The following is a 23,940-nucleotide window of genomic DNA, read 5'->3' on the forward strand; positions in this document are numbered from 1 at the left end:
GGGGTGCGGCCACGGGCGTGGCGGGGACGGCGGGGGCGGACGGCGGAGCGGGGTGCTGCGGAGTCACGGCGTCGTGACCGGGGGCTCGGTGGGTGTGGGCGTGGCTGCCGACCGGGCCGGGGTGGGTGACCAGCCGCCGTCCTCGGCGACCAGCACGCCGTAGACGTCGCGGGCCTGCGCCGGGCTGACGTAGCCGTCCAGCACGTCGTCGACGACGGCGAGCGGGTCGCGGGACAGCGGGTCGCCCCAGCCGCCGCCGCCGGCCGACCGGTTCACGAAGACCTCGCCGGTGCGCATCGAGACCCGGCGCATCCGGACGTCGCGCTCCTCCGGCGTCCCCGGGAAGACGGTCATCCGGTTGGTCATCGGCTCGTGGCCACCGGCCAGCGCCCACGGGTTGGTCGTCGTCTTCTTCTTCATCGACAGCATCTCGCCGTCCTCGAGCCACCGGATGCGCCGCTCCAGGCCGACGCCGCCGCGGTGGGTGCCCGCGCCGGCGGAGTCCTCGATCAGCTCCAGCCGCTCGTGGAAGAGCGTGGACCGCAGCTCGAGGACCTCGATCGGGGTGTTGCGGACCACCGACTGGGAGGGGTTCATCTGCGCGTTCGCGCCGTCGTGCGCGGCGCTGCCGCCCCAGCCGACGCCCTCGTTGTTGCTGATCACGAAGTCCCGGCCGGTCCGGCTGTCCCGGCCCAGCGCCATGAAGCCGGGCTCGTCGCTGCCGCTGGAGGCCGACAGCTCGCGCAGCGCCGGCGCGACCGCCTTGTGGAACAGCTCGAAGGCGACGGTCGTCGTCCAGAGCGTGAAGGTGGCCGAGGGGTAGGTGGCGTGGAACAGCGTGCCCGGGTCGGCCAGCACGGTCAGGCAGGCGTAGTGCCCGGCGTTGGACGGCTCGTCCGGGGTGGTGATCGCCTTGAACGCGGTCTTGGCCATGCTCTCGGTCGACCCGAAGGGCACGTTGACCGGGCCGAGGACCTCGCCGGACCCGCCGTTGTAGTCCACGGTCATCTGGTCGCCGTCGATGGTGACGGTGACCTTCATCAGCAGCGGTTCCTCGGTGATGCCGTCGTCGTCGAGCCAGTCCTCCGCGGTCCAGACGCCGTCGGGCAGGGCCGCCACCGCGCGCCGGGCGGCCTGCTCGCCGTGCTCCATGACCCGCTGCACGCAGGCCTCGACGACGTCGAGGCCGAACCGCTCCCAGACCGCGGTGAGCTCCCGCTCCCCCACCCGCAGCGCGGCGTACTGGGCGTGGAAGTCGCCGATGGTCTGCTCGGGCAGCCGGGAGTTGAACCGGATGAGGTCGACGACCTCCTCGTCGACCACGCCGCCCTTGACGATCCGGGTGCCGGGGAAGAGCAGCCCCTCCTGGTGGACGTCGGTGGAGTCCAGGACGTAGGCGGGGTCCTTGGCGCCGAGGTCCATCCAGTGCGCCCGGACGGCGAGGTACGCGCTGGGCTCGGTGCGCGCCGATGCGGGCGCGAACACCGGCATCATCAGCATCGCGTCGTAGGCGTGCGCGGAGTTCCAGTACGGGTAGTTGAGCAGCAGGACGTCGCCGGGGCCGATGCGCTCGGCCGGCACGTGCTCCAGCAGCTTGGGCAGCGCGTAGTCGTTGGCGCCGATGAAGCTGGTGATGCCGGCGGCCTCGGCCATCAGCCGGCGGTGCACGTCGTAGACGCTGATGCCGAAGTCGAGGACCTCGTAGATCACCGGGTTGAACGCGGTGCGCACCAGCGTGCGGCGCATCTGCTCGGCCACGCTCACCAGGTGGTTGCGGACCACCTCGACGGTGCCCCCGTCGAGCTCGGCTGCGGTCCCGGCTGCGGTGTCGGTCATCGGGGGGCTCCTGTCACCACGAGGTGGCCGTGGGAGTCGACGGTCAGGTGCTGGTCGGAGGCGAGCACGGTGGTCGAGGTCGGCTCGCTCACCACGAGCGGCCCGCTCAGCCGGGTGCCGGCGCCGAGGGAGTCGCGGTCGTAGACGGGGGTGCGCACGACGGTGTCGGTGGCCAGGTCGTAGACGTCCCGCTCGGCGGCCGGCGTCGCCGGTCCGGTGGCCTCGGGCACCGGCGGCAGCTGCGGGCGGGGCAGCAGCCCGACCCCGCGCACCCGCACGGTGACCACCTCGGCCGGCTCGGTCAGCCGGTGCCCGTGCCGCTCGGCGTGCAGCTGCCCGAAGCGGTCGGCCAGCGCGGCGGCGGAGTCGCCCTCGCCCAGCTCGACGGTGAGGGTGTGCTCCTGGCCGCGGTAGCGGAGGTCCAGCCGCGGCACGACCCGGCGGTCGGCCTCGGGCACGCCCTGCTCGGCCAGCGTGCCGCCCACCTCGGCGGCGAGCTCGTCGACCAGCGGCGCCAGCCCGGCCAGCCCCTCGTCGTCCAGCGGGGTGAGCACGGTGGCGGCGGCGTCGTACTCGAGGTCGGTCATCAGCATGCCGAGGGCGGAGAAGGCGGCCGGGTAGCGCGGCACCACGACCTCCGCGCCCAGCTCGCGGCCGAGCGCCGGGGCCAGCAGCGGCCCTGCGCCGCCGAAGGCCAGCAGCCGGAACGTGCGCGGGTCCAGCGCCTTCTCCACGGTGATCTCGCGCAGCGCGCTCATCGTGCGGGCCACCAGCACCCGGATGACCGAGGCGGCGGCCCGGGTGGTGTCCAGGCCGAGCGGCTGCCCGATCCGGTCGGCGACGGCCTTCTCCGCGGCCGCGGCGTCGATCTGCATCGCCCCGCCCAGGAAGGAGCCCGCGTCGAGCATCCCGAGCACCAGGGCGGCATCGGTGACGGTCGGCTCCTCGCCGCCGTTGCCGTAGCAGGCCGGGCCCGGCACCGCGCCGGCGCTCTGCGGGCCCACCCGCAGCAGCCCGTCGTCGGCCCGGGCGATCGACCCGCCGCCGGCGCCGATGGTCCGGATGTCGAAGACCGGGATCTGCAGCGGCAGGCCGTCGATGTCGGCCTCGTAGGCGTCCCCGGCGCGGCCGCCCTCGAGCACGCAGGCGTCGACGCTGGTGCCGCCGACGTCGAAGCTGATCACCCGGTCCCAGCCCATCTGCCGGGCCAGGGCGCTCGCGCCGGCGATGCCGCCGGCGGGCCCGGACAGGACGGTCAGGAGCGGCGCGTCGCGGGCCAGCTCGGCGGTCATCGCGCCGCCGCCGGAGCGCAGCACGTGGAAGGCACCGCCGAAGCCGGCCGCCCGGAAGGAGGCCTCCAGCCGGACGACGTAGTCGGCCAGCAGCGGCTTGACGTAGGCGTCCAGGACCGCGGTGCTGGTGCGCTCGTACTCGCGGTACTCCCGGCTGATGTCGACCGAGGCGGTCACCGACACGTGCGGGTGGCGGGCCCGGATGAGCTCCGCCGCCCGCCGCTCGTGCACCGGGTTGCGGTAGGAGTGCAGGAAGCACAGCGCGATCGAGGCCAGCCCGTACCGCTCGACCAGCTCGTCGGCGGCGGCGAGGACGGCGCCCTCGTCGAGCGGCACGACCTCCACGCCCTGGGCGTCCAGCCGGCCGGGCACGCCCAGCCGGTGCCGGCGGCGGACCACCGGCGGCGGCGGGGCGTACCCGAAGTCGTACATCGCGCGGTCGGGCACGTTGGCCCGCGCCACCTCGAGCACGTCCCGGAAGCCCTCGTTGGTGATCAGCCCGACCCGGGCGCCGCGGCGCTGCAGGATCGCGTTGAGCCCGAGGGTCGTGCCGTGCACGAAGGTCTCGACGTCGGCCAGGGACACCGGCAGCCCGGCCACGGCGTCGAGCACGCCGGTGCTCGGGTCGGCCGGTGTGGTGGAGGCCTTGTGCAGGTCGACCCGGCCGGTGCGCGGGTCGAAGGAGATGCCGTCGACGAAGGTGCCGCCGATGTCGACGGCCAGCCGGTGCCCGCCGTCCGGGCCGGCGCTCACGCGGCCACCCCGGCGGGCAGGTCGTCGCGGACGATCCGGCCGGCCTGCACGACCAGCCGGATGCCGCGCAGCGCCGAGACGTCGGAGGTCGGGTCGGCGTCGGTGACGAGCAGGTCGGCCGCGGCCCCGGTGCTCACCTCGCCGACCTGGCCGGAGAGGCCGAGCAGCCGCGCCGCCGTGGAGGTGCCGGCCTGCAGCGCCTTGAGCGGCTCGAGGCCGGCGTCGGTGAGGAACTCCATCTCCCGGACGGCGCATACGGTGTCCTCGATCGGCTCGCCCGGCGGGTAGTCGGTGCCGGCGACGATCGTGACGCCGGCCTCGACCGCGCGCCGGATGCTCTCCAGGTGCCGGGGCCCCACCTCCATGGCCGTCTCGATCTGCGCGGCGGTGAACGAGTGGTCGGCCATCCACTCCGGGCAGCGGGTGACGCACAGCGTCGGGGTCAGGAAGACCTCCCGGCGGGCCATCTCCGCGGCCACGTCGGCGCTGAGGTCGTAGGCGTGCTCGAACGAGCGCATGCCGGCGTCCATCGCGGTGGCGATCGCCTCGCCCTGGCCGGCGTGGGCCACGACGTAGGTCTCGAACTCCTCGGCCGCCCGGACGACGGCCCGCATCTCCTCCGCGGTCATCTGGCCGCCGAGGCCCTCGTCGGGGTCGGCGATGCCGCCGGTGATGAAGACCTTCACGTGGTCGGCGCCGGCGGCCAGCTCGGCGCGGGCCAGCTCGTAGAACTCGTCGGGCCCGGTGGCGTAGACGCTGCCGGTGCCGGTGCCGTGGCCACCCGCGGCCGAGACGGCGCGGCCGGCGCCGACGATCCGCGGCACGTCGATCCAGCCCTCGCGGGAGGCGGTGCGCAGCAGCAGGTCGGCCCGGTGGATCTCGTGCACGCTGCGCACCGTCGTCACCCCGGCGTGCAGGGCGTCGCGGGCCCGGCTGAACGAGCGGAGCAGGGTGGCGCCGGGGTTCTCCGCCTCGTCGGTGGCCGAGAACGGGTAGACCACCGACAGGTGGCTGTGCACGCTCACCAGCCCCGGCAGCAGGTAGCGGCCGCCGAGGGACCGGGTCGGCTCGCCGTCCGGCGCGGCGTCCAGGACGCGCCCGACGAGCCCGTCCGCGGTCAGCTCGACGGCTCGGCCGCGGGCGATGGACCCGGTCAGCACGTCGACCACCGACGCGTCGGTCAACCACATGGTCGTCAGCTCCTCATGCGAGTGCGCGAGACGTGTCCCGTCTCACGTGCAATCGATTCCATGAGGAACGTAGGGGTCCCGGCGCCGACCGGACAAGGGGGTGCGCCGACTGGAATGGCGAGTTTCCACGGCTGTAACGCAACCCGTTGCGCACCACCGAAAGCCGTCCCCGCCCACCGCCCGCCACCCCGTCCGGCCGGCCGCGGACCGGCCCCGGTCAACCGCCGTGAAAACGTTCCCGGCCGAAGATGGCCATGTCCGCCGCGCCCTCCGGCGCGAAGATGGCCATGTTCGCCGCGCCCTCCAGGGCGAAGATGGCCATCTTCGGCCGGGAGGTCAGCGGTCGAGGGGGTTGGCGCGGGCGCGGGCGGCGAAGCCGGTGGCCACGAACCGGCCGGCCAGGGACGACGGCTTGCGGCGCGCCTGGCCCTCGAAGCAGCCGACGAACTCCTCGATCAGCCCCAGCCGCGGGTACCGGGCCAGCACCTCCGCGCGCAGCTCCGCGGGCCAGTCGCCGGGGTTGCGGCCGGAGATGTCCAGCCCGGTGGCCAGCTCCAGCAGGTGCCCCTCGGGGTCGGCGGCGACGTCCACCTCGTCGGCCATGTGCGCGACGATCACCTCGCCCGCCCGCCGGCGCCGGTCGGCGTCCCAGCCCGCGCCGGCGCCGAACACCCACGCGACCGCGCCGCCGGCCTCCTCGAACGGCAGCGTCGTGCTGTCGAACGCCGGCACCAGGCCCAGGTCGTGCAGCATCGCCGAGACGAACAGCAGCTCCGCGTCGAAGGCGATGCCGCGGTCCCGGCCGTACGACGCGGCCCACAGCCAGGACCGCCGGCAGTGGTTGAGCATCGCCGGCGAGTGGAAGTGCCCGGCGACCTCGGCGGCGGTCCGGACGGCGGTCGAGTCGGGCGGGAGCAGGTCGTCCAGGGTCACCGGCGCAGTGTGTCCCGGCGCCGGCCGGGGACGGGCCCGGGGACGGCGATGTGGCAGGAAGCCGACGGAAGTCGGCAGGCCCTAGGGTCCGCACATGACGACGAGGTCGCTGGCCACCCTGTTCACCGGCGGGTCCTTCTTCGAGGGTCCGCGCTGGCACGACGGCACCTGGTGGGTGTCGGACTTCTACCGGCAGCAGGTGAGCCGGATCGGCACGGACGGCACCGAGGAGGTCGTCGCCTCCGTCGAGCACCAGCCCTCCGGCCTGGGCTGGCTCGCCGACGGGTCGCTGGTCGTCGTCTCGATGACCGACCACCGGCTGCTCCGCGTCGCCGACGGCGAGGTGTCGGTGCTGGCCGACCTCACCGAGCACTGCGGCGGGCACCTCAACGACCTGGTCGTCGACGAGGCCGGCCGCGTCTTCACCGGCGACTTCGGCTTCGACCTGATGGCCGGCGGCGACGCGCGGACGGCGTCGCTGAAGCGGGTCGACCCCGACGGCACGGTCACCGTGGTCGCCGAGGGGCTGCAGTTCCCCAACGGCATGGTCATCACCCCGGACGGCGGCACGCTGGTCGTCGCCGAGACGCTGGGCAACCGCTGCACCGCCTTCGACCTGGCCCCCGACGGCTCGCTGACCAACCGCCGGGTGTGGGCGGAGCTGGGCCCGGAGGTCACCGGCACCACCACCCCCGAGGTGCTCGGCCAACTGGTCGTCGCCCCCGACGGCTGCACGCTCGACGCCGAGGGCCACCTCTGGATCGCCGACGCGGTGGGCGGCCGCGCCGCGCGGGTCGCGCCCGGCGGCGAGGTCGTCGACGAGGTGCACGCCCCCGAGGGGCAGGGCGTGTTCGCCTGCCAGCTCGGCGGGGACGACGGCCGCACCCTGCTGCTGTGCTGCGCGCCGGACTTCTACGCGCACAACCGGGCGCCGGTGCGCGAGGCGACGCTGATGACCACCACCGTCGACGTCCCGCACGCCGGCCGCCCCTGACCCCGCCCGGCCAGGGGTCGCTCAGGCGCCGCCGGTCAGGAGGCGGGCGCCCAGCCGGTGCTCTCGAGCCAGCCGGCCAGGTCGTGCACCCCGGGCACCAGCGCGCGGGTGCCGGCCAGGTCGGCCCGGTAGGCCGGCAGCTCGGTGAACCACCGGAACATTCGGGTCATGTCCTCGTCGCCACCGAGGACGGACAGCGGCAGCTCCTCGTACCGGGCGGGCAGGCCGGCCCGGGCTCCGAAGGCGGCGGCGACCTGGTCACCGGTCCGCTCGTCCCCGCCGAGTTCGATCGAGCCCCCCGCCACCCGGGCGGGGTCCAGCAGCACGCGCGCGGCGGCCGTCCCGATGTCCTGGACGGCGACCATCTGCAGCGGGACGTCCCCCGGGAACGGCAGCCGGACGACGACGGTCCCGTCCTCCACGGTGGCGCCCAGGTTCTCCATGAAGAAGACCGGCCGCAGGAAGGTGTGCGGCAGGCCCAGTGACCCGATGTGCTCCTCGACCCGGCGCTTGCTCTCGAAGTGCGGCACGCCGGTGTGCCGCTCCGCGCCGCCGACGCTGCTGTAGACCAGGTGCCGCACCCCGGCCCGGGCGACGGCGTCGGCCAGGGCGCGGCCGTCGGCGACCTCGCCCGCGACGCCGCGGTCGCCGGCGAACGTGGTCATCCCGAAGACCCGGTCGACCCCGGAGAAGGCGCCCTCCAGCGAGCCGGGGACGGTGAGGTCGGCCCGGACCAGCTCCGCGCCGGCGCCGGCGAGCTCGCGGGCGGCGGGCTTGGCGGGGTCCCGGACCAGTGCCCGGACGCGGGCGCCGGCGTCCAGCAGCGCCCGTGCGGTGGCGCCGCCCTGCTGACCGGTGGCGCCGACGACGGCGACGAGCGGGGTGTCCTGGTGGTCGTCCATGGTGTGCTCCCTCGAGTGGGTCCGGCATTTACATAGCCGACTAACTGATAGCCGGCACGGTACATTCCCGACATGGACGAGGGGACCGGGGGCCCGGTCGAGCAGGTGGGGCCGATCAGCGCGCTGGTCCCGGCGGTCGCGCGGGCGCACCGCACGCTGGCCGGGCAGCTGCTCCGTGAGGTGGGGCTCTACCCCGGTCAGGAGCTGCTGCTGATGCGGCTGTGGGCCGCCGAGCCGCGCACCCCCGGGGAGCTGGCCCGGGAGCTGGGTGTCGAACCGCCCACTGCGGTCAAGGCCGTGGCCCGGCTGGAGGCGGCCGGGTTCGTGACCCGCGAGCGGTCCACCGACGACCGGCGGGTCGTGCTCGTCTCCCTCACCGCGGCCGGGCGGGCCCTGCGCGAGCCGGTGGAGCGGATCTGGGCGGAGCTGGAGCGGCGCACGGTCGGAGACCTGGGCGCCGACGACCGGCGGCGGCTCACCGAGCTGCTGTCCGCCGTCGCGCGCAACGTCGGGGACGTCGGACCGGACCCCGTCGGCCCCTGAGGCGCGGGCCGGCGCGGGCCGGCGTGGCTCAGCGGCCGAGCGCCGCCAGCAGCCGGTCGAGGAACGGCACCTGCCCCTTCACCAGCTTCTCCCGGGCGGTGGCCACGGGGAACCACGCCGACCGGTCGATCTCCGGGAACTCCTGCACCCGGCCCGACCGCGGCGGCCACTCCAGGCTGAAGGTGTTGCTCACGCAGGCGTCGGCGTCCAGGTCGCCCTCGGCCGCCCACACGGTGAGCAGCTTGCCGCTGGAGACCCGCAGCTCGCCGAGCGCGCGGAACTCGGTGGCCGGCACCGGCGAGCCGAGCTCCTCGGCGAACTCCCGCCGGGCCACGTCCAGCAGGTCCTCGTCCGGCCCGGCCTCGCCCTTGGGGATCGACCACCCGGCGGCGTCCTTGCGCGCCCAGAACGGGCCGCCCATGTGCCCGATGAGCACCTCGACCGTGCCGTCGCCGGCGGTGCGGTGCAGCAGGACCCCGGCGCTGCGGATGGGTGGCACCCGCGCAGCGTGCCATGCGGGGGGCCGGGTAAAGCGGGTGCGGCGACGACGGCGGTCGCGTTGACTGCACCGGCCGCGCGGCACCCCACCCCTCCCACAGAAGCGAAAGGACCATGGAGAAGATCAACGGACGCCTGCTCAGCTGGGCGTCCATCCTCGAGCCCGTCACCCGGGAGCAGGCCGAGCGCACGGCGGCGATGCCCTTCGTCTTCCCGCACCTGGCGCTGATGCCCGACGCCCACCTGGGCAAGGGCGCGACCGTCGGGTCGGTCATCCCGACCGAGGGCGCGATCATCCCGGCCGCGGTCGGGGTGGACATCGGCTGCGGGATGATGGCCGTCCGCACCCAGTTCTCCGCCGCCGACCTCGCCGGCACCGACCTGGCCGTGCTGCACGGGCAGGTGTCCCGGTCGATCCCGCTGTCCGCCGGCGGCCGGAACGCGAAGATCCGGCACACCGCCGAGCCGCGGGTCGCCGAGCTGCGCGCCCTGCCCGGCGCGGACCAGGCCGACACCGCCGTCCGGCACTGGCCGCAGCAGCTGGGCTCGCTCGGCTCGGGCAACCACTTCATCGAGGTGTCGCTGGACGAGACCGACCAGGTCTGGCTGTTCCTGCACTCCGGTTCCCGGGGCGTGGGCAACAAGCTCGCCCAGCGGCACATCCGGAAGGCGCAGGAGCTGTGCCGGCAGCGGTTCATCGCCCTCGCCGACCCCGACCTCGCCTACCTGGTGGAGGGCGACCCGGAGTTCGACGCCTACCTCGAGGCGCTCACCTGGGCGCAGCGGTTCGCCTACCTCAACCGCGAGGAGATGATGGACCGCGTCGTCGACCAGCTGGGTGGGTTCCTGCGCACGGACGTCGAGCGGCTCGAGACGGTGAACTGCCACCACAACTACACCGAGCGCGAGCGGCACTTCGGGCGCGAGGTGTGGCTGTCCCGGAAGGGCGCCATCTCCGCGCGCGCGGGCCAGCCGGGGCTCATCCCGGGGTCGATGGGGACGGCGTCCTACGTGGTGGTCGGCAAGGGCAACGTCCCGTCGCTGACGTCCGCACCGCACGGCGCGGGCCGGAACCACTCGCGCAACGCCGCCCGGCGGCTGTTCAGCCGGGCGGACCTCGACGCGCGGATGGACGGCATCGTCTGGGGCCGCTCCGACGCCTTCCTGGACGAGCACCCCGACGCCTACAAGCCGATCGACCAGGTGATGGCCGACGCGGCCGACCTGGTGGAGGTGCGGCACACGCTGCGCCAGGTCGTGAACGTCAAGGGCAACTAGCCGGGGAGCCGGCGTCCCGCCCGGGGACGCCGGCTCCTCAGGTGTCCAGCCAGGGCGTGACGACCGGCGGGGCGTCGTCCGGCTCGCAGCGCACCCGGACCCGGCCGGCCGGGACGTCGGCGACGAGGAAGCGGCCCAGCTCGTCGGCCTGCTCGGTCAGCGTGCCGCCGGGGTGCTCGACCACCACCCGCGCCGGACGACCCGGGGTCAGCTCGCCCACCAGCCGCCGGGCGGCGCCGTCGGCGATCAGCTCCAGGTCCAGTTGCTGCTCCCCCGCGGTGAAGGTGAGCAGCCGGACGTCGGAGGCGCCGCGCAGGCCGGCGCCGGCCGTCTCCAGCGAGTCGGCGACCAGCTCGGCCAGCTCGGCGTCGACCGTCCGCCAGGTGAACGCCTCCCGGGCGAAGTCGAGCAGCGCCGGCGGCACCGGGTCGTGCACGGCGACGGCCCGGGCGAGGGCGCGCACCAGCTCGTCGTCGGAGGCGTCAGAGGTCGACATCGACACCCGCCTCCTCCAGCCGCTTGCGCAGCTGCTCCAGGCAGCGGCGCCGGGTCGGCCCGATGCTGCCGATCGGCATCTCCAGCACCTCGGCGACCTCCGTGTAGCTCAGCGGTGGATCGGCGACCAGCACCCGCAGCAACCGCCGGCACCGGTCCGAGGAGGTCTGCAGGTGGTGCCACAGCGCCTCCCGCTGCTCGGCGCGGGCCAGCGTCTCGTCGAAGGCCGGGACGTCGTCGGGCACCGCCTCCAGCACCTCGGCCTGGCTGACCGTCTCCCGGCCGGAGCGGCGGAGCACCCGCAGGCACTCCCGCCGGGCGGTGGTGGCCAGCCACCCGCCGACCCGGTCGGGTTCGCGGATCCGCGGCAGCTGCTCGACCAGCCGCAGCCAGGTCGTCTGGAAGACGTCGGCGGCGTCCTCCCCCTGCAGGCGGTAGCCGCGGGCCACCGACCAGACCAGGCCGGCGTAGCGGGCGACCAGCGCGTCCCAGGCGGCGCGGTCGCCGGCGCCGGCGGACCGGACCAGCTCCGCGACCGGGACCTCCGCGCCGGTCACGAGGCGGCGCGCCGCGGTCGGCGGCCGGCACAGGAGGGTGGGCACACTCTGAAGAGCGCCGGGCGGGGCGGTTGATACACGGCTCAGGCACCCACACAGATGAAGGCGGCCCCGGTGGCCGCGTCGGCGTCCGAGCCGCCGGCCGCCTGCCGGATCGCGGCCGCCAGCGCCGCCGCGGCCGGCCGGCCGGCGCGCAGCCCGCGGTGCAGCTCGACCATCAGCGGCGCGGTCTCCGCGTCGGGCACCTGCAGCACCGGGGCGATGACGGTGCGGACGCCGATGGCCAGCAGCGAGGCGGCCAGGCCGAGCAGCTCCCCCCCGGCCAGGACGGCGGTGGTGCCGGTCTCGCAGGCCGACAGCACGGCGCACCCCGGCGCCCGCGGCAGCCGCTCGACGTCGTGCCCGGTGAGCGGGCCGTCGGCCAGGTCGATCGCGGAGAACTGCGGCGCGTCCGCGCGGAAGCGGCCGTGCGCGGCCAGGTGCACCAGCCCCGCCCCCGCCATCGCACCGAGGACGTCGGACACCCGGGCCTGCTCGCCGCTGAACACGGTGGCCCCGGGGTGCAGGTCGGACAGCTCCTTCAGCTCCAGCTCGGCGTGCACCAGGTCCGGTCCGGCGGCCAGCACGGTGCGGCCGGTGGGCTGGGCCGGACGGCGGGCGGCGGTCAGCCAGAGCGCGGCCGACGGCGCCACCGACACCGCGCGCCCCCGGCAGGAGGGCAGCACCGACCAGGGCAGCGCGTGCAGCGGCTCGGTCGGGACGACGACCAGGTCCCGGCCGCTGATCGACGCGGCGAGCGGCGCGAGGACGGCGGCGTCGATCCGGGCGGCCGCGGCGTCCAGCCGGTCGCGCAGCCCGCGCCCACCGCCCGCCCCGGCCATCCGGCGCAGCGCGAAGAACAGGTGGTGCATCTCCCGGGCGACGTCCGCGGCCGGCCCCAGCGGGTGCAAGCGCACCCGGCCGTCGACGGCGACCACCGCGCTCAGCCGGCCGTCGACGGCGGCGAACTCGACCAGCGCCCGCTCGCCCAGCGCGGCGAGCACCTCGCGCGGCCGGAACGGCTCCTCCGGCCCGCCCCCGCCGTCGGTCCGCCGCGGCGCCCGCCGGATGCGCTCCTCCAGCTGCACCTGCCGGCGCACCAGCGCCGGGTCGGGCTCGGCGGCCTGGGCGGCCTGCTGGCGCTGGCGGACCAGCGACCGCAGCTCCGCGAGGTCCCGTTCCACGTCCGCGCCGTCCCGGGGCTGCGCCGGCGGCCGGAGCAACGCGGCGGCCCGGGTGCGCTCGGCCCAGGACCACACCGTCCCCGGCCGGCCGGCGGCCACCGCCAGCTCCAGGCCCAGCGCGGCCAGCGCCGCGGCCCGGCCGGACGCGGCGGCGCGCAGGTCGGTGGCGCCCAGCGTCGCCCGGTGCTCGTCGACCAGCGCCATGCCCCGGGCCGCGGCGCGCAGCGCGCCGGTGCGGTCCCCGGCCGCGAGCCGGTGCAGCGCCTCGGCGTGCCAGCCCAGCTGCCGGTGCCAGACCGGTCCGGTCGCGCGGGCCGCCCGGACCGGCGCGAGGTCGGCGAGGGCGGTGTGCCGGCGGCCCCCGGCGAGCGCGACCTGCCCGGCCAGCAGCCGGGCCTCCAGCGCGGTGCCCGGCCAGCCGGCCCGTTCCAGCCCGGCTGCGGCGCGGCGCACCAGCCGGACGTCGACGCCGGCGGGCTGCTGGCCGACGGTGGCCTGCAGCCGGGTCCAGGTCGCCAGTGCCGCCCAGCCGGGGCGCCGCTGCCGGGACAGCGCGCGGGCGGCTTGGTCGGCGAGGTCCGCGGCCGCCGCCGGGTCGCCGTCGGCCAGCGCGGCCTGGGCCAGCCGCAGCCGGGCCTCGGCGAGCTCGGCCGGTTCCCGCCGGGCACGGGCCAGCTCGACCGCGCGGTGCGCCGCGGCCCGCGCCTCGGTGCTCAGCCCGGCGGCCAGCAGCAGCTCGCAGCGGTCCATCCAGAGCTCCAGCGGCACCTCGCGGTGCTCGAGGTAGCCCCGCTCGGCGTCGTCGTAGCGGGAGAGCGCGAGCGGCACGTGGCCGCGGAGCGCGGCGACGTAGCCGAGGTTGTGCGCGACGATCGTGCGGTGCAGGCCGGCGCCGAGGTCGGCGAGCAGCCGGTCGGCCTCCAGGAAGTCCCGCTCGGCCGCGTCGGCCCGGCCCAGCCGGACGTGCAGCACCCCGCGGTTGCCCAGCAGCAGCGCGAGCTCCCGCTGGTCACCGGCCCGGCGGGCGACCGGGAGCGCGCGCTCGTAGGCGTCCAGGGCGGCGGTCCAGCGGCCCAGCGTCTCCAGCACCAGCGCGCGCTTGGCCAGCAGCGGCCCCTCGTCGGCGCCGGCGACGGGCGGCACCCGGTCCAGCTCCCGCAGCGCCGCCTGGGTCCGGCCGCAGCGGGCGTGCACGTAGGCCAGGTCGGCCCGGGCGAGGGCGACGGCCGGTGCGTCGCCGGCCCGCTCCCCCAGCCGGACGGCGGCCCGGCCGTGCCGCTCGGCCGCGTCGCTGTCGGCCAGGTGCCCGGCGATCAGCGCCAGCACCCGCTCGGCGAGGGACGCCGTCGACCCGTCCCGCTCCGCCAGCGCGGCCGTGCGCGCCCGCTCCGCCGCGTCCCGGCCGGCGGCCGGGTCGGAGAGGTAGTCCCGCAGCGCCTCCTCGGCGAGCGTGCGCGCTGCGGACATCACCTCTCCAGGGGCTCGGGGTGCTGCCGAGCGTAGGGGGCGCGCGCCCGCAGGTCACCGGTGTATCAGCGGACGTCCTCGTCGCTCCACCTCACGCACACCCCGGTCTGCGCCGCGTTCCCGGCACGTGCCGCGCCGCCGTTCCCCCGGCGGCGGGGCTGCCGGTGACACGGTGGCAGCCGACTGTTCCCGCTCGTCCAGACCCCGGAGGTCCGCTGTGCCCACTCTCCTCGTCGTCGACCGCGCCGTGCCGCTGGTCCGGGACCTGATCGGACGGCGGCACGGGTGGACCGACGTCGGGGCGGGCCGGCTGCAGCGCATCGACCTGCCCGAGGCCGAGTACGACTCGGCGCGGGAGCGGTGCACCGGCGTGGACGCCGACCGGGTGATGGCGGTGCCGGTCTCCGGCGCACCGATGCACTTCCGCGGCGAGGGCGCCCCGATGCCCACGCGCGCGCAGCTGCGCGACCGCCGCGACGAGCCCGGCGGCAGCTGGACCGGGGAGGGCGTGCTGGTCGGCACGGTGGACACCGGCGTGCAGCCGCACCCGTGGCTGGCCGGCGGCTACCTCTCCGCGCCGTCGGACTTCGAGCCGCACCCGGCGACCGGCAACGGGCACGCCCCCACCGACCGGCTCGAGGTCGGGCACGGCACCTTCATCGCCGGGCTGGTGCTGCAGCAGGCCCCGGCGGCGGGGGTGTGGGTGGAGCGGGCGCTCGGCCCGACCGGGCGGGCGCTGTCCAGCGAGGTCGCCGCGGCGGCGATGACCCTGGCCCGGCGCGGCGTGCAGGTGCTCAACCTGTCGCTGGGCTGCTTCGCCGACGACCCGAACTCCCGCGAGGTGATGCAGCAGCTCGTCGACGACCTGCACGACGTCAACCCGGAGATGGTGGTCGTGGCCGCGGCCGGCAACCTCGGCGGACCGGGCGAGCCGGAGACGCCGGAGGACTTCTGGCCGGCCGCGCTGCGCGACGTGGTGTCGGTGGGCGCGGTGGAGTCGCCCCGCTCGACGGGCTGGGCCCCGTGGAGCAACCGCGGCCGCTGGATCGACCTGGCCGCGCCGGGGTCGCAGCTGGTCAGCACCTTCGTCGAGGGGACCGTGTCCGCGCCGGACGGCGAGCAGCTCGCCTTCGAGGGCTGGGCGCGCTGGTCCGGGACGTCGTTCGCCGCCGCCGTCGCGGCCGGCGCGATCGCCCGGCTGATGACCGGTCGCCGGCCGCTGACCGCGCGGGAGGCGGTGGCGGCGCTGCGCAGCGGGGCCTACGCGTCCGGCTGGACCCGGCCCGATGGCGCGGTGCCCGCGGTGCCCGTCGTCCGGCTGGCCACCTGGGACCAGCAGCAGGCCGCCGCGACCGCGAGCTGAGGGAGTTCCGCCTCCGCTGTATCAGCGGGGGCACCTCGGCGCTCTCCTCTGCAGCGCGGCCCTGACCCCGCCGCGCGTCCGTCCCCACGACCGAGGAGACCGACCGTGCAGCTCGAGCACCGCCTCGTCCGCCCGACGAGGCCCACCCCTCCGCCGCCCGCCCGTGCGGAGGCCGCCGCGCCGCCCGCCCGCGAGCCGAGCGCTGCCCGGCCCACCCGGTCGCCGGTCGACGAGCCGGTGCGGATGACCGCGCTGCCCTGACCGGGGGCGGCGCTCACCCCTCCCCCGGCCAGGGCTCCTCGTCGCCGATGCCGAGCTGGGTGCCGCACGTGCGGTCCGGGTCGACGTCCTGCGGCCGGAAGTAGACGGTCGAGGCGGTGACGTCGTCGCCGTAGGCCTGCGGGGTGTCCCCGCTGGTGGCGCCCTCCACCAGGATCGCGGCGTCCGCCTTGGGGGCGATGGAGAACCGGATCACCCGGGTGAACTGGCAGTCCTCCGCCACCGAGCCGATGCTGAACTCGACCGGCGGCCGCTCGACGCCGCGCACGATGTTGTCCAGCCCGCCGGCGCCGGTCGAGCCCTCGACGAGGTCGATGCCGTCGTCGGACTGGATGTCGGCGGTGTCGTTCTGCGCGTGCACGTGGCCGGAGACCGTCTGCCGCACCAGCCCGGGCAGCTCCTCGCGCACCGCCTCGGCCTGCACCGGCTCGTGCACGGCGAAGACGTCGACCGGGTCCGGCGGCTCGGTCGCGTCCCCGTCCCCGCCGTCGGTGCCGCCGTCCGCTCCGCCGTCCGCGGGGGTGGACGTCGTCTCGTCGGCGTCCCCGTCGGGCTCGTCGTCCGGGTCCGGACGGCCGACGGCCAGCTGCACCGACTCCCGCTCCAGCGGGTCGGTGACCGCCTTGTCGTCGGCGCCGTACGCGCCCGGCGCGCCGTAGACCCGCGGGTCGCTGAGCCCGGCGATGGTCAGCCCGTAGGCCTCCACCACGCCCGCGGTGACCGAGTAGCCGTCCGCGGTGGCCGTCTTCGTCCCGAGCACCGTGACGCCGGGGACGGTGGCCAGGATCTCCGCCGTGGCCGGGGAGTCGTGGTTGCCGGCGATCCAGAGCATCGGGGTGGTCGCGGTGACCGCGGCGATGCTGTCCAGGTAGGCCGGGGTGAGCTCCTCCCGGGTCCCGAACGCGCTCTCGTCACCGGTGTTCAGGATCAGGTCGACGTCGTAATTGGCGGCGTACTGCCCGACCAGCGGCCAGTTCGCCGCCAGGTGCATGTCCGACACGTACATGATCCGCAGCGCGGTGTCCGGGGTCTGGTCGTCCTCGATCTGCGCCTGCAGCGCGGCCTGGATGCCGACCACCGAGCCGAGCACGTCCAGCGCCTTCGACTGCTGGGAGTAGTAGGCCGACAGCTGGTCGGGGAACAGCTGGGCGGCGGCGAGCGTGCCGGTCAGCCGGGAGTCGCGCACCCAGTCGGGGTTGTAGGTGAGCACGCCGTAGGCGGCGACGGCCACGGTGACCAGCACGGCCACCCCGGCCTCGACGGCGCGGTACCGGAGCTCGCGCTCCCGCCGTGGCCGGCCGCGCAGGTAGCGCACCGACATGTTGATGGCCGCGGCCACCGCCAGGCCGATCGCGAGACCGAGCAGGAACTCGGCGACCAGCCAGGTGGCGATCCGCGGCAGCTGGGCGGTGAAGTCGGCCTGCAGCCGCTCGACGAAGCCGGGCAGGTCGCCGTCCGCCAGCCGGGTCAGCTCCAGGACGTCGACGTCCTCGGGGCTGATGTGCACGCCGAACGGGACGCCGCTGACGTCGGGGAACTCCCAGCTGCCCAGCGTGGTGTCCGCCGACAGCCCGGGCCGGTGGAACAGCGTGCCCTGCACCTCGAACGGCACGCCCTGCACGGTCGCGTGGTACGGGAAGGCCTGGAGCACCCCCGCGGCCGCCAGCAGCGGCAGCGCCAGCCGCAGCAGCCACCGCACCGCCACCTGCAGCACCCGGCCGAGCACCGCGGCGGCCCGCCGGGCAGCCCGCCGCACCCGGTCGGCGCGGGCGTCCGGGAAGGGCAGGGAGAGCTGTTCGCCGTCGCCGGGGGTGCGTGCCATCGCCCACCATCGTCCCAGCCGTGCACGCCGTTCCACGGCACCGACCCCGGGCGTGGGACCCTGGTGTCGACCGACGACGACGCGCTCGCTGACTCGTCGCCGACGAACGGGGCTCCCTTTGGCACTGATCAACTGCCCCTCCTGCTCCTCCGAGGACATCAACGGCACCCCGCAGCCGGACAGCCGGCTGCTCATCCACTGCAACGAGTGCGGCCACGAGTGGCTGCGCGGCGAGGCCCGGCGCGACCCGGCCCGCCCCGCTGTCCGCACGGTGGAGTCGCTGCACGCGGCCTTCCCGACCGTCGCCGACGTCCGGCCCGAGGTCCGGGAGCGGGTGATGCTGCTGACGTCGGAGTTCCTGATGGACCGCCCGGAGCCCGACCCCGACGTGGAGGCCTACCGGTCGCGCTACGCGGCGCTGTTCACCCGCGAGGAGCTCCGCTCGGCGACGCCGGAGCAGCTGCTGCACTTCGCCAACTCCACGACGGTCGCCGACCCGGCGAACATGTCCGGCTTCAACCGGGCGTGGAAGACCGCCGGCCCGGACAAGGCCGCCACCCAGGTGCGGGCCACGATCGAGTACCTGCTCTTCGGGCCGGAGAGCCTGACCCTGGAGGACCGGTTCACCCACCTGGTCGACGGCAGCAAGAAGGGCCTGGGCTTCCCGTCGTTCAAGGAGTCGCTGCTCACCAAGGTGCTGTGCGTGGTGGAGCCCGAGCGCTTCCTGCCGGTGGTGAAGTACACGGCGGCCGCCGGCGGCAAGAAGGAGCTGGCCAAGCTGGTGTTCGACCTCGACCTGCCGCCGGTCGAGAAGAGCGCCTACACGATCGGCCGGCTGGCGGTGTGGAGCAACGACCTGCTGCGGTCGCTGGTCGGCAACGACATCCCCGACCTGCAGCAGGCCGCGCGCTTCCTGCACTGGGCCAAGGCCCGCCCCGCGATGTCGCGCAGCTGAGTCCGCCGGGACGCGGCGCCGGTCACCCGACGGTGACGGCGCCGCCCCCGTTGGGCACCAGCTCGACCCACGTGTTGCCCGGTGCCAGCCGCACCGGGTTGCCGTCGGCGCCGAGCAGCACGAGCCGGTCGGTGGCGCTGTTCTTCACCCAGGTGACCGGCAGCGTGGCGCCGCCAGTGGCGACGAGCGCCTCGCCGCGGCCCTCGAGCACCGTCTCCGGGACCGGGTTGCCGGCCGGGTCGACCGCGCTGGTGGCGACCACGTCCACCCGGACGACGACCACGTTGGCCGCCCGCAGCGGGCTGCCGTCGGCCTCGACCGCCGGCGTGGTGCCCTCGGCGCGCACCCAGGTGAGCCCGACCGGGTCCCAGGTCCAGTTCGGCCGGGCCGACGGGGACAGCTTCAGGTCCAGCACGTTCGCCAGCGCGCCGCCGGTGACGGCGCTCGCCTCGGCGATGGTGGGCGCGAGGTCGAACTGCGCGACCGGGTCGGCCTGGTGCGCGGCGTCCGCCTGCGCGATCAGGGTCAGCGGGGCCGCGTAGACGTTGTGCGGGGCGTCGCGGCTGTCGATCCGGTAGAAGCCGTCGTTGCCCGCGTCGAAGCTGAGCACCTGCATCCCGGCGTCGCCGACCGCGCCGACGTAGCCGGGCTGGCCGCCGGAGAAGGCGAACAGGCCGTGCATCGGCGCGGCGATCGCCGGGTCCATCGGCCGCACCGAGCGGACCGGGCCGACCTCGGCCGGCAGCACCGAGTGGTAGACCGCCACGAAGCGCGAGATGCCGCCCTCGACGACCTGCTCCCAGACGACGTCGGCGGAGTTCAGGCCGGTCTGCGGGCGGGCGTCGGGCGAGTTCTCGATCTTCACCGCGAGCGCCGGGTGCGGCAGCTGCGGGCCGCTCTCCAGCCCGGTCAGCGGCCAGAGCACCGGCGGCGGGGGCGGGGGCGGCGGCGGGGTGGACGAGGTCGCCGGGGCCGCGGACGCCGCCGGGACGACGTCGGCGCCGCACCCGGCCGCACCGCTCAGGGCGACGCCGACCAGCAGGGCCGCAGCGAGGCGGCGGCGGACGGGGCGGGTGCGCACGTGCGCCTCCTGCGTCGGTGCGGGACGCGGCTGCCGGGCAGTCGCGCGACCGGGGTCGGTCAGCGGTCGTCATCGGCAGGCCGGAGGTCGATGCGTACCGGCCGGCGCGACCGACCCATGGCAGATCGCGCATGCTGCGGCGTGTCGTCACCCGGCGTGTCCCGGGGTCAGCGGCCGACCGAGTGCCGCCGCGACCTGCGGGTTCACAGCCGGCGTGCGGGGAGCGCACAGCGTCGGCCGGTGGCCGGGGTGCGCCGCTCGCCCTCGACGGCGGCGCGCAGGCCCGCTTACGTTGCCGGGACGGGCCGCAGGAACGGAACCCGCGGCCAGACGAGAGGACGACGATGTCACTCCGTACGCACAGAGCCGGCCTGACCCTGGGCACGGCAGCGGTCACGCTGGTGGGCTCGGTCCTGCTGGCGCCACCGGCCGGCGCCGGTGGCAACCCCGACCCCACCGGGTTCGCCCACCGGGTGCACACCGACGACGTGGTCGAGCACCTGGAGGCGTTCCAGGCGATCGCGGACGAGAACGGCGGCACCCGGGCCAGCGGGACGCCGGGCTACGACGCCTCCGGCGACTACGTGCAGACCCTGCTGGAGGACGCCGGGTACGAGGTCGAGCGGCAGGAGTTCGACTTCGTGTCCTCGACCACGCTGACCCAGACGCTCGCCGTCGGCGGGGCGCCGATCGACGTCATCGCGCTGGAGTACTCGCCGTCCGGGGCGGTGTCCGGGCCGCTGTCGGCCGTGGCCGCCGACGACGCGACCCCCGGTTGCGAGGCGACGGACTACCCGGCGACCGTGGCCGGCACCGTCGTGGTGGTCTCCCGCGGCGTGTGCACCTTCACCCAGAAGCAGGCGCTGGCGACGGCGGCCGGCGCACTGGGCATCGTCATCTACAACAACGTCCCGGACGAGCCGCTCAACGGCACCCTCGGCGGCGACGTCGGCGGCATCCCGGCCGGCGGCGTGACCCAGGCGGTCGGCCAGTCGCTGGTCGCGCAGGCCGGTGCGACGGCGGCGCTGGACATCGCCGTGGAGATCACCGCGACCTCGACGTTCAACATCATCGCCCAGACGCCGTACGGCGACCCGGACAACGTGGTCATGCTCGGCGCGCATCTGGACTCCGTCGCCGAGGGCCCGGGCATCAACGACAACGGCACCGGCTCGGCCGGGATCCTGCAGACCGCGCTGGAGCTCGCAGAGACCAAGCCGACCCAGAACGCCGTCCGGTTCGCCTGGTGGGGCGCCGAGGAGTCGGGGCTGATCGGCTCGACCGAGTACGTGGCGTCGCTGACCGAGGCCGAGCTCGGGCAGATCACCGGCTACCTGAACTTCGACATGATCGGGTCGCCGAACTACATCATCGGCGTGTACGACGCCGACCAGTCGACGTACGTGGCGCCGGTCGCCGTCCCGGAGGGGTCGGCGTCGCTGGAGCAGGTGTTCACCGACTGGTTCGACGGCACGCAGCAGCCGTGGGTGGACACCGAGTTCTCCGGCCGGTCGGACTACCAGGCGTTCATCCTGGCCGGCATCCCGGCGAGCGGGCTGTTCACCGGTGCCGACGACGTGAAGACCGAGGCCGAGGTCGCGCTCTTCGGCGGGACGGCGGGGATCACCCACGACCCGAACTACCACTCCGCCGCGGACGACATCACCAACGTGGACGAGACCGCGCTGGGCATCAACGTCCGGGCGATCGCCTACGCCACGCTGTCGCTCGCCCAGGACCCGACGCCGCTGGACCCGACCGACAACGCCCCGGGCAACGGGCACGGCAACGGCAACGGCCACGGCAACGGCCACGGGAACGGGCACGGCGGTGGCCACGGCAACGGTGACGGGCACGGCCACGGTGGTGGCTGGGCGGGTCACGACGCGGCCGCCTGACCGCACGCAGGGCACGACAGCGGGGCCGGACACCGTCGGTGTCCGGCCCCGCTGCCGTCGGGGTCAGCCGGCGATCGTGCGGACGACGGCGCGAGCGGCCGCCCGGCCCTCGGGCACCGGTACGAGCGGGTAGACGTGCACGGCCCCCTCGCAGACGGTGACGTCCACGTCGACGCCCTCCTCCTGACCGCGGGACTGCAGCGCGAGGGCGTCGGGCAGGCAGAGCTCGTGGGTGCCGACGTACACGTGCACCGGGGGCAACCCGGTGAGCGGCCCGTTCAGCGGGCTGAGCCGCGGGTCGGTGGGGTCGTCGCCGCCGGCCCAGGCCTCCCCGACCACCCGGAGGCCCACGCTGCTGAGCCAGGGGTCGCGGGCCTCGACGGCGGGCAGGTCGGGGTGGCTGAGCGTGAGGTCGAGCCACGGCGAGAGGAGCACGAGCTGCCGGGGCTGCGGCAGGTCGGTGAGCGTCCGGGCGACGCCGAGGGCCAGCCCGCCCCCGGCGGAGTCGCCGGCGAGGGTGACGTCGGCGGGGGCGACCTCGTCGAGCAGCTGCCGGTAGACGGTGGTGACGAGGGGGTACGCGTCGCGGTGGGTGTGCTGCGGGGCGAGGCCGTAGTGCGGCACCTCGACCCGGACGCCAGCGTCGGCGAGGGCAGCGACCAGCGCCCAGTGCTGCGGGGCGATGGCGCTGACGTACGCGCCGCCGTGCAGGTAGACCGCCGCCCGGGTGGCCGGCCGTCCGCGCGGGGCGACGGTGTGCACGGGGAAGCCGCCGACCTCCCGCCGGCGGACCTCGTGCCGCTCCCGCAGCCGGGCGGGCGGTTCGGTGCTGCCCTTGGCGGCGGCGAGGCGCTGCTGGGCGCGCTCGGCGGTGGCCATCCGGGGCTTGTAGGCCAGCCGGAGGAAGACCTCGGCGGCGCGCATCTGCAGGCTCACCGGGTCACTGTCACGGCTGGGGTGAGGACAGCGCGAGCCGGACGACGGGCCGGGCCTTGCTGGGGCGGGCCACCTCGGTGAACCCGAGCCGGAGGAAGACCGACAGCGGTCCGTGGAAGAGCTCGGCCGCCGAGGCGGTGCGCACCGTGGTGTCGAGCGGGTAGCCCTCGACGGCTCGGGCGCCGTGCCGGCGGGCGAGGTCGACGGCGCCGTCGAGGAGGACCTCGGTCAGACCCTGCCGCCGGCTGCCGACCCGGACGACGAAGCAGGTGACAGCCCAGAGCCCGGGCTCGTCCGCGGTCGCGGCGGCCACGGGGTAGCTGCTGAGGCGCGGGTAGTCCGCGCGGGGGGCGATCGCGCACCAACCGGCCGGGTCGCCGGCGTCGTCGTAGCCGAGCACCCCGGGCGGCGGCGGCCCGGCCAGCTGCGTCTGCAGGTCGTCGTGGCGCTGCTCGGCGGTGGTGGCGTAGAAGCCGGGGCGCTGGTGCCGGAACCACTGGCACCAGCAGCGGGAGGCCTCACCCCGGGTCCCGAAGACCGCGGCGAGGTCGTCGGAGCGTTCGGCGGTCGCGTCGACGACGGTGGGCACGCGGCGATCCTCGACCGGCCGCCCGGCCCCCACAAGCCGTGGCCGAACGCTGCCGGCCGCGCTGGTCCGTCCGGGCAGGCGTCGTCGGGGACGCCTGCCTGATGGTGCCGTGCCATGGGTGCGGCTGGCCGCTCAAACGAGCAGCGGTGTGCCGATCAGGATCTCGGTGCCGTCGGGTCGCCAGGTGCGCCATCGCCCGCCGGGTTGTCGTTCGACGCGGAAGCCGTGGTGGACCTTGGTGTGGTGGCGTTCGCACAGCAGCGCGGAATTGTCGAGGCTGGTCTCGCCCTGGTCGGCGACCCACTCGCGTAGGTGGTGGACGTCGCACCAGTGCGTGGGTGCGGCGCAGCCGGTGAACACGCAGTGCCCGTCGCGCTGCTCGACTGCCCGGCGGAGGTGCGGTGGGACGACCCGCTTGTCCCGGCCGACGTCCAGCGGCAACCCGCCCGGACCCATGACGAGCCGGGAGATGGTCGCGTCGCAGGCCAGCCAGCGAGCCCGGGCGGCGGAGATACGGGCACCGAACCCGGTCCGCGCCGCCGCCGGCCCCGTCGTGTCGGTGTCGGCCAGGTCGTCGACGTCGATGGTCACCACCACGTGCGGCTTCACCGTCCGCAGGGTCGGCAGGCTGCCGGCGGCGAGCTGGTTGTCACACAGCTGGACCAACGCGTCGGCATTCTGCTGCGCCCTGGTCCGGGTATCACCCTGGGGCCGGTTGGCCTGCACGATCGACTCGATCGCCGCCTGCACCTTCTCCCCGCCGACCGCATCCAGGTCGAACCGCCCGGTGACGCTGCCATCCGCGTGCTTGGCGATCGACAACCGGCGCCCCTCGGTCGGGTCCGGCTCCACACCGTCCGGGTCGAGCGCCTCGAGGTAGTGGTGGACGGCCTGCGCCAGCCGCTCGTGGGCGGGGCTCTGCGCCACCTCGGTCAGCGCCCGGTCCACCGCACCGAGGTCAACTCCCTGAGCCTCGGCCGCCGCCCGCTGCTCCTCCCCCGTGATCGGGGCGATCGTCGCCACCTGACCAGCGGTCAGCGCACCGTCGGCGAAGGC

General features: G+C 75.7%; 21 protein-coding genes. 7 read left to right on the top strand and 14 right to left on the bottom strand.

Annotated features, from left to right (window positions below; genetic code table 11):
- Positions 1-63: 63 nt before the first annotated feature.
- The 4 genes from HL054_RS11100 to HL054_RS11115 form a co-directional block, all read right to left on the bottom strand.
- Entirely contained in the window at positions 64-1,836 is a 1,773-nt protein-coding gene (locus HL054_RS11100; protein ID WP_369139050.1) for a hydantoinase B/oxoprolinase family protein, read from the bottom strand.
- Entirely contained in the window at positions 1,833-3,881 is a 2,049-nt protein-coding gene (locus HL054_RS11105) for a hydantoinase/oxoprolinase family protein (protein ID WP_369139051.1), read from the bottom strand. The genes HL054_RS11100 and HL054_RS11105 overlap by 4 nt, the downstream gene beginning before the upstream one ends.
- A complete protein-coding gene (locus HL054_RS11110) occupies positions 3,878-5,071 on the bottom strand; it encodes an amidohydrolase family protein (RefSeq protein ID WP_369139052.1) in 1,194 nt (397 codons plus the stop codon). Before HL054_RS11110 ends, HL054_RS11105 begins: the two co-directional genes overlap by 4 nt.
- A gap of 336 nt (positions 5,072-5,407) precedes the next feature.
- A complete protein-coding gene (locus tag HL054_RS11115; protein WP_369139053.1) occupies positions 5,408-6,004 on the bottom strand; it encodes an HD domain-containing protein in 597 nt (198 codons plus the stop codon).
- Between the two features lie 94 nt (positions 6,005-6,098).
- Here HL054_RS11115 and HL054_RS11120 point away from each other — a divergent pair, with 94 nt between their 5' ends.
- Positions 6,099-6,998: an SMP-30/gluconolactonase/LRE family protein gene (locus HL054_RS11120; protein WP_369139054.1), complete on the top strand. Its 900-nt coding sequence runs from the start codon at positions 6,099-6,101 to the stop codon at positions 6,996-6,998.
- A 35-nt stretch (positions 6,999-7,033) separates the two neighbouring features.
- On the opposite strand, the gene HL054_RS11125 is transcribed toward HL054_RS11120, so the two are convergent.
- Positions 7,034-7,900: an NmrA/HSCARG family protein gene (locus HL054_RS11125; protein WP_369139055.1), complete on the bottom strand. Its 867-nt coding sequence runs from the start codon at positions 7,898-7,900 to the stop codon at positions 7,034-7,036.
- Between the two features lie 72 nt (positions 7,901-7,972).
- Here HL054_RS11125 and HL054_RS11130 point away from each other — a divergent pair, with 72 nt between their 5' ends.
- Entirely contained in the window at positions 7,973-8,443 is a 471-nt protein-coding gene (locus HL054_RS11130) for a MarR family winged helix-turn-helix transcriptional regulator (RefSeq protein ID WP_369139056.1), read from the top strand.
- Positions 8,444-8,471: 28 nt separating this feature from the next.
- Here HL054_RS11130 and HL054_RS11135 read toward each other — a convergent pair whose 3' ends face one another.
- Entirely contained in the window at positions 8,472-8,942 is a 471-nt protein-coding gene (locus HL054_RS11135) for an NUDIX domain-containing protein (protein ID WP_369139057.1), read from the bottom strand.
- A gap of 113 nt (positions 8,943-9,055) precedes the next feature.
- Here HL054_RS11135 and HL054_RS11140 point away from each other — a divergent pair, with 113 nt between their 5' ends.
- A complete protein-coding gene (locus tag HL054_RS11140) occupies positions 9,056-10,219 on the top strand; it encodes an RtcB family protein (protein WP_369139058.1) in 1,164 nt (387 codons plus the stop codon).
- Between the two features lie 37 nt (positions 10,220-10,256).
- Here HL054_RS11140 and HL054_RS11145 read toward each other — a convergent pair whose 3' ends face one another.
- The 3 genes from HL054_RS11145 to HL054_RS11155 are packed head-to-tail and all read right to left on the bottom strand — an operon-like array spanning position 10,257 to position 13,961.
- The gene (locus HL054_RS11145; RefSeq protein WP_369139059.1) at positions 10,257-10,715 is read right to left on the bottom strand and encodes a hypothetical protein; all 459 of its coding nucleotides are present in this window, start codon (positions 10,713-10,715) and stop codon (positions 10,257-10,259) included.
- A complete protein-coding gene (locus tag HL054_RS11150; RefSeq protein WP_369139060.1) occupies positions 10,702-11,316 on the bottom strand; it encodes an RNA polymerase sigma factor in 615 nt (204 codons plus the stop codon). Before HL054_RS11150 ends, HL054_RS11145 begins: the two co-directional genes overlap by 14 nt.
- A gap of 38 nt (positions 11,317-11,354) precedes the next feature.
- Complete coding sequence (locus tag HL054_RS11155; protein WP_369139061.1) at positions 11,355-13,961, bottom strand: CHAT domain-containing protein; 2,607 nt, start codon at positions 13,959-13,961, stop codon at positions 11,355-11,357.
- 217 nt (positions 13,962-14,178) lie between these two features.
- On the opposite strand from HL054_RS11155, the gene HL054_RS11160 reads away from it, so the two are divergent.
- Positions 14,179-15,324, top strand: coding sequence for a S8 family peptidase (locus HL054_RS11160; protein WP_369139062.1), 1,146 nt, complete (start codon positions 14,179-14,181; stop codon positions 15,322-15,324).
- A 105-nt stretch (positions 15,325-15,429) separates the two neighbouring features.
- A complete protein-coding gene (locus HL054_RS11165) occupies positions 15,430-15,585 on the top strand; it encodes a hypothetical protein (protein WP_369139063.1) in 156 nt (51 codons plus the stop codon).
- 13 nt (positions 15,586-15,598) lie between these two features.
- Here the strand turns inward: HL054_RS11165 and HL054_RS11170 are convergent, their stop codons facing one another.
- Positions 15,599-17,425: a metallophosphoesterase family protein gene (locus tag HL054_RS11170; protein WP_369139064.1), complete on the bottom strand. Its 1,827-nt coding sequence runs from the start codon at positions 17,423-17,425 to the stop codon at positions 15,599-15,601.
- Positions 17,426-17,543: 118 nt separating this feature from the next.
- Here HL054_RS11170 and HL054_RS11175 point away from each other — a divergent pair, with 118 nt between their 5' ends.
- Positions 17,544-18,380: a hypothetical protein gene (locus HL054_RS11175; RefSeq protein ID WP_369139065.1), complete on the top strand. Its 837-nt coding sequence runs from the start codon at positions 17,544-17,546 to the stop codon at positions 18,378-18,380.
- A 22-nt stretch (positions 18,381-18,402) separates the two neighbouring features.
- Here the strand turns inward: HL054_RS11175 and HL054_RS11180 are convergent, their stop codons facing one another.
- Positions 18,403-19,461, bottom strand: a complete 1,059-nt coding sequence (locus tag HL054_RS11180; protein ID WP_369139066.1) for a DUF3048 domain-containing protein — start codon at positions 19,459-19,461, stop codon at positions 18,403-18,405.
- A gap of 344 nt (positions 19,462-19,805) precedes the next feature.
- Here HL054_RS11180 and HL054_RS11185 point away from each other — a divergent pair, with 344 nt between their 5' ends.
- Positions 19,806-21,359: a M20/M25/M40 family metallo-hydrolase gene (locus HL054_RS11185; protein ID WP_369139067.1), complete on the top strand. Its 1,554-nt coding sequence runs from the start codon at positions 19,806-19,808 to the stop codon at positions 21,357-21,359.
- Between the two features lie 63 nt (positions 21,360-21,422).
- Here HL054_RS11185 and HL054_RS11190 read toward each other — a convergent pair whose 3' ends face one another.
- The 3 genes from HL054_RS11190 to HL054_RS11200 form a co-directional block, all read right to left on the bottom strand.
- A complete protein-coding gene (locus HL054_RS11190; protein WP_369139068.1) occupies positions 21,423-22,295 on the bottom strand; it encodes an alpha/beta hydrolase fold domain-containing protein in 873 nt (290 codons plus the stop codon).
- A 10-nt stretch (positions 22,296-22,305) separates the two neighbouring features.
- Positions 22,306-22,884: a GNAT family N-acetyltransferase gene (locus tag HL054_RS11195; RefSeq protein WP_369139069.1), complete on the bottom strand. Its 579-nt coding sequence runs from the start codon at positions 22,882-22,884 to the stop codon at positions 22,306-22,308.
- 132 nt (positions 22,885-23,016) lie between these two features.
- Positions 23,017-23,940 (bottom strand): HNH endonuclease signature motif containing protein (locus HL054_RS11200; protein WP_369139070.1); only part of this gene is annotated, 924 nt, incomplete at its 5' end.

Origin of the sequence: Modestobacter versicolor, assembly GCF_041028285.1 — a bacterium.
Lineage (GTDB): Bacteria > Actinomycetota > Actinomycetes > Mycobacteriales > Geodermatophilaceae > Modestobacter > Modestobacter versicolor_A.

Bases quoted from the DNA above. Each gene is read 5' to 3' on its own strand.
- HL054_RS11100 (WP_369139050.1), bottom strand. From the start codon at position 1,836: ATGACCGACACCGCAGCCGGGACCGCAGCCGAGCTCGACGGGGGCACC.
- HL054_RS11110 (WP_369139052.1), bottom strand. From the start codon at position 5,071: ATGTGGTTGACCGACGCGTCGGTGGTCGACGTGCTGACCGGGTCCATC.
- HL054_RS11120 (WP_369139054.1), top strand. From the start codon at position 6,099: ATGACGACGAGGTCGCTGGCCACCCTGTTCACCGGCGGGTCCTTCTTC.
- HL054_RS11125 (WP_369139055.1), bottom strand. From the start codon at position 7,900: ATGGACGACCACCAGGACACCCCGCTCGTCGCCGTCGTCGGCGCCACC.
- HL054_RS11130 (WP_369139056.1), top strand. From the start codon at position 7,973: ATGGACGAGGGGACCGGGGGCCCGGTCGAGCAGGTGGGGCCGATCAGC.
- HL054_RS11140 (WP_369139058.1), top strand. From the start codon at position 9,056: ATGGAGAAGATCAACGGACGCCTGCTCAGCTGGGCGTCCATCCTCGAG.
- HL054_RS11145 (WP_369139059.1), bottom strand. From the start codon at position 10,715: ATGTCGACCTCTGACGCCTCCGACGACGAGCTGGTGCGCGCCCTCGCC.
- HL054_RS11155 (WP_369139061.1), bottom strand. From the start codon at position 13,961: ATGTCCGCAGCGCGCACGCTCGCCGAGGAGGCGCTGCGGGACTACCTC.
- HL054_RS11170 (WP_369139064.1), bottom strand. From the start codon at position 17,425: ATGGCACGCACCCCCGGCGACGGCGAACAGCTCTCCCTGCCCTTCCCG.
- HL054_RS11185 (WP_369139067.1), top strand. From the start codon at position 19,806: ATGTCACTCCGTACGCACAGAGCCGGCCTGACCCTGGGCACGGCAGCG.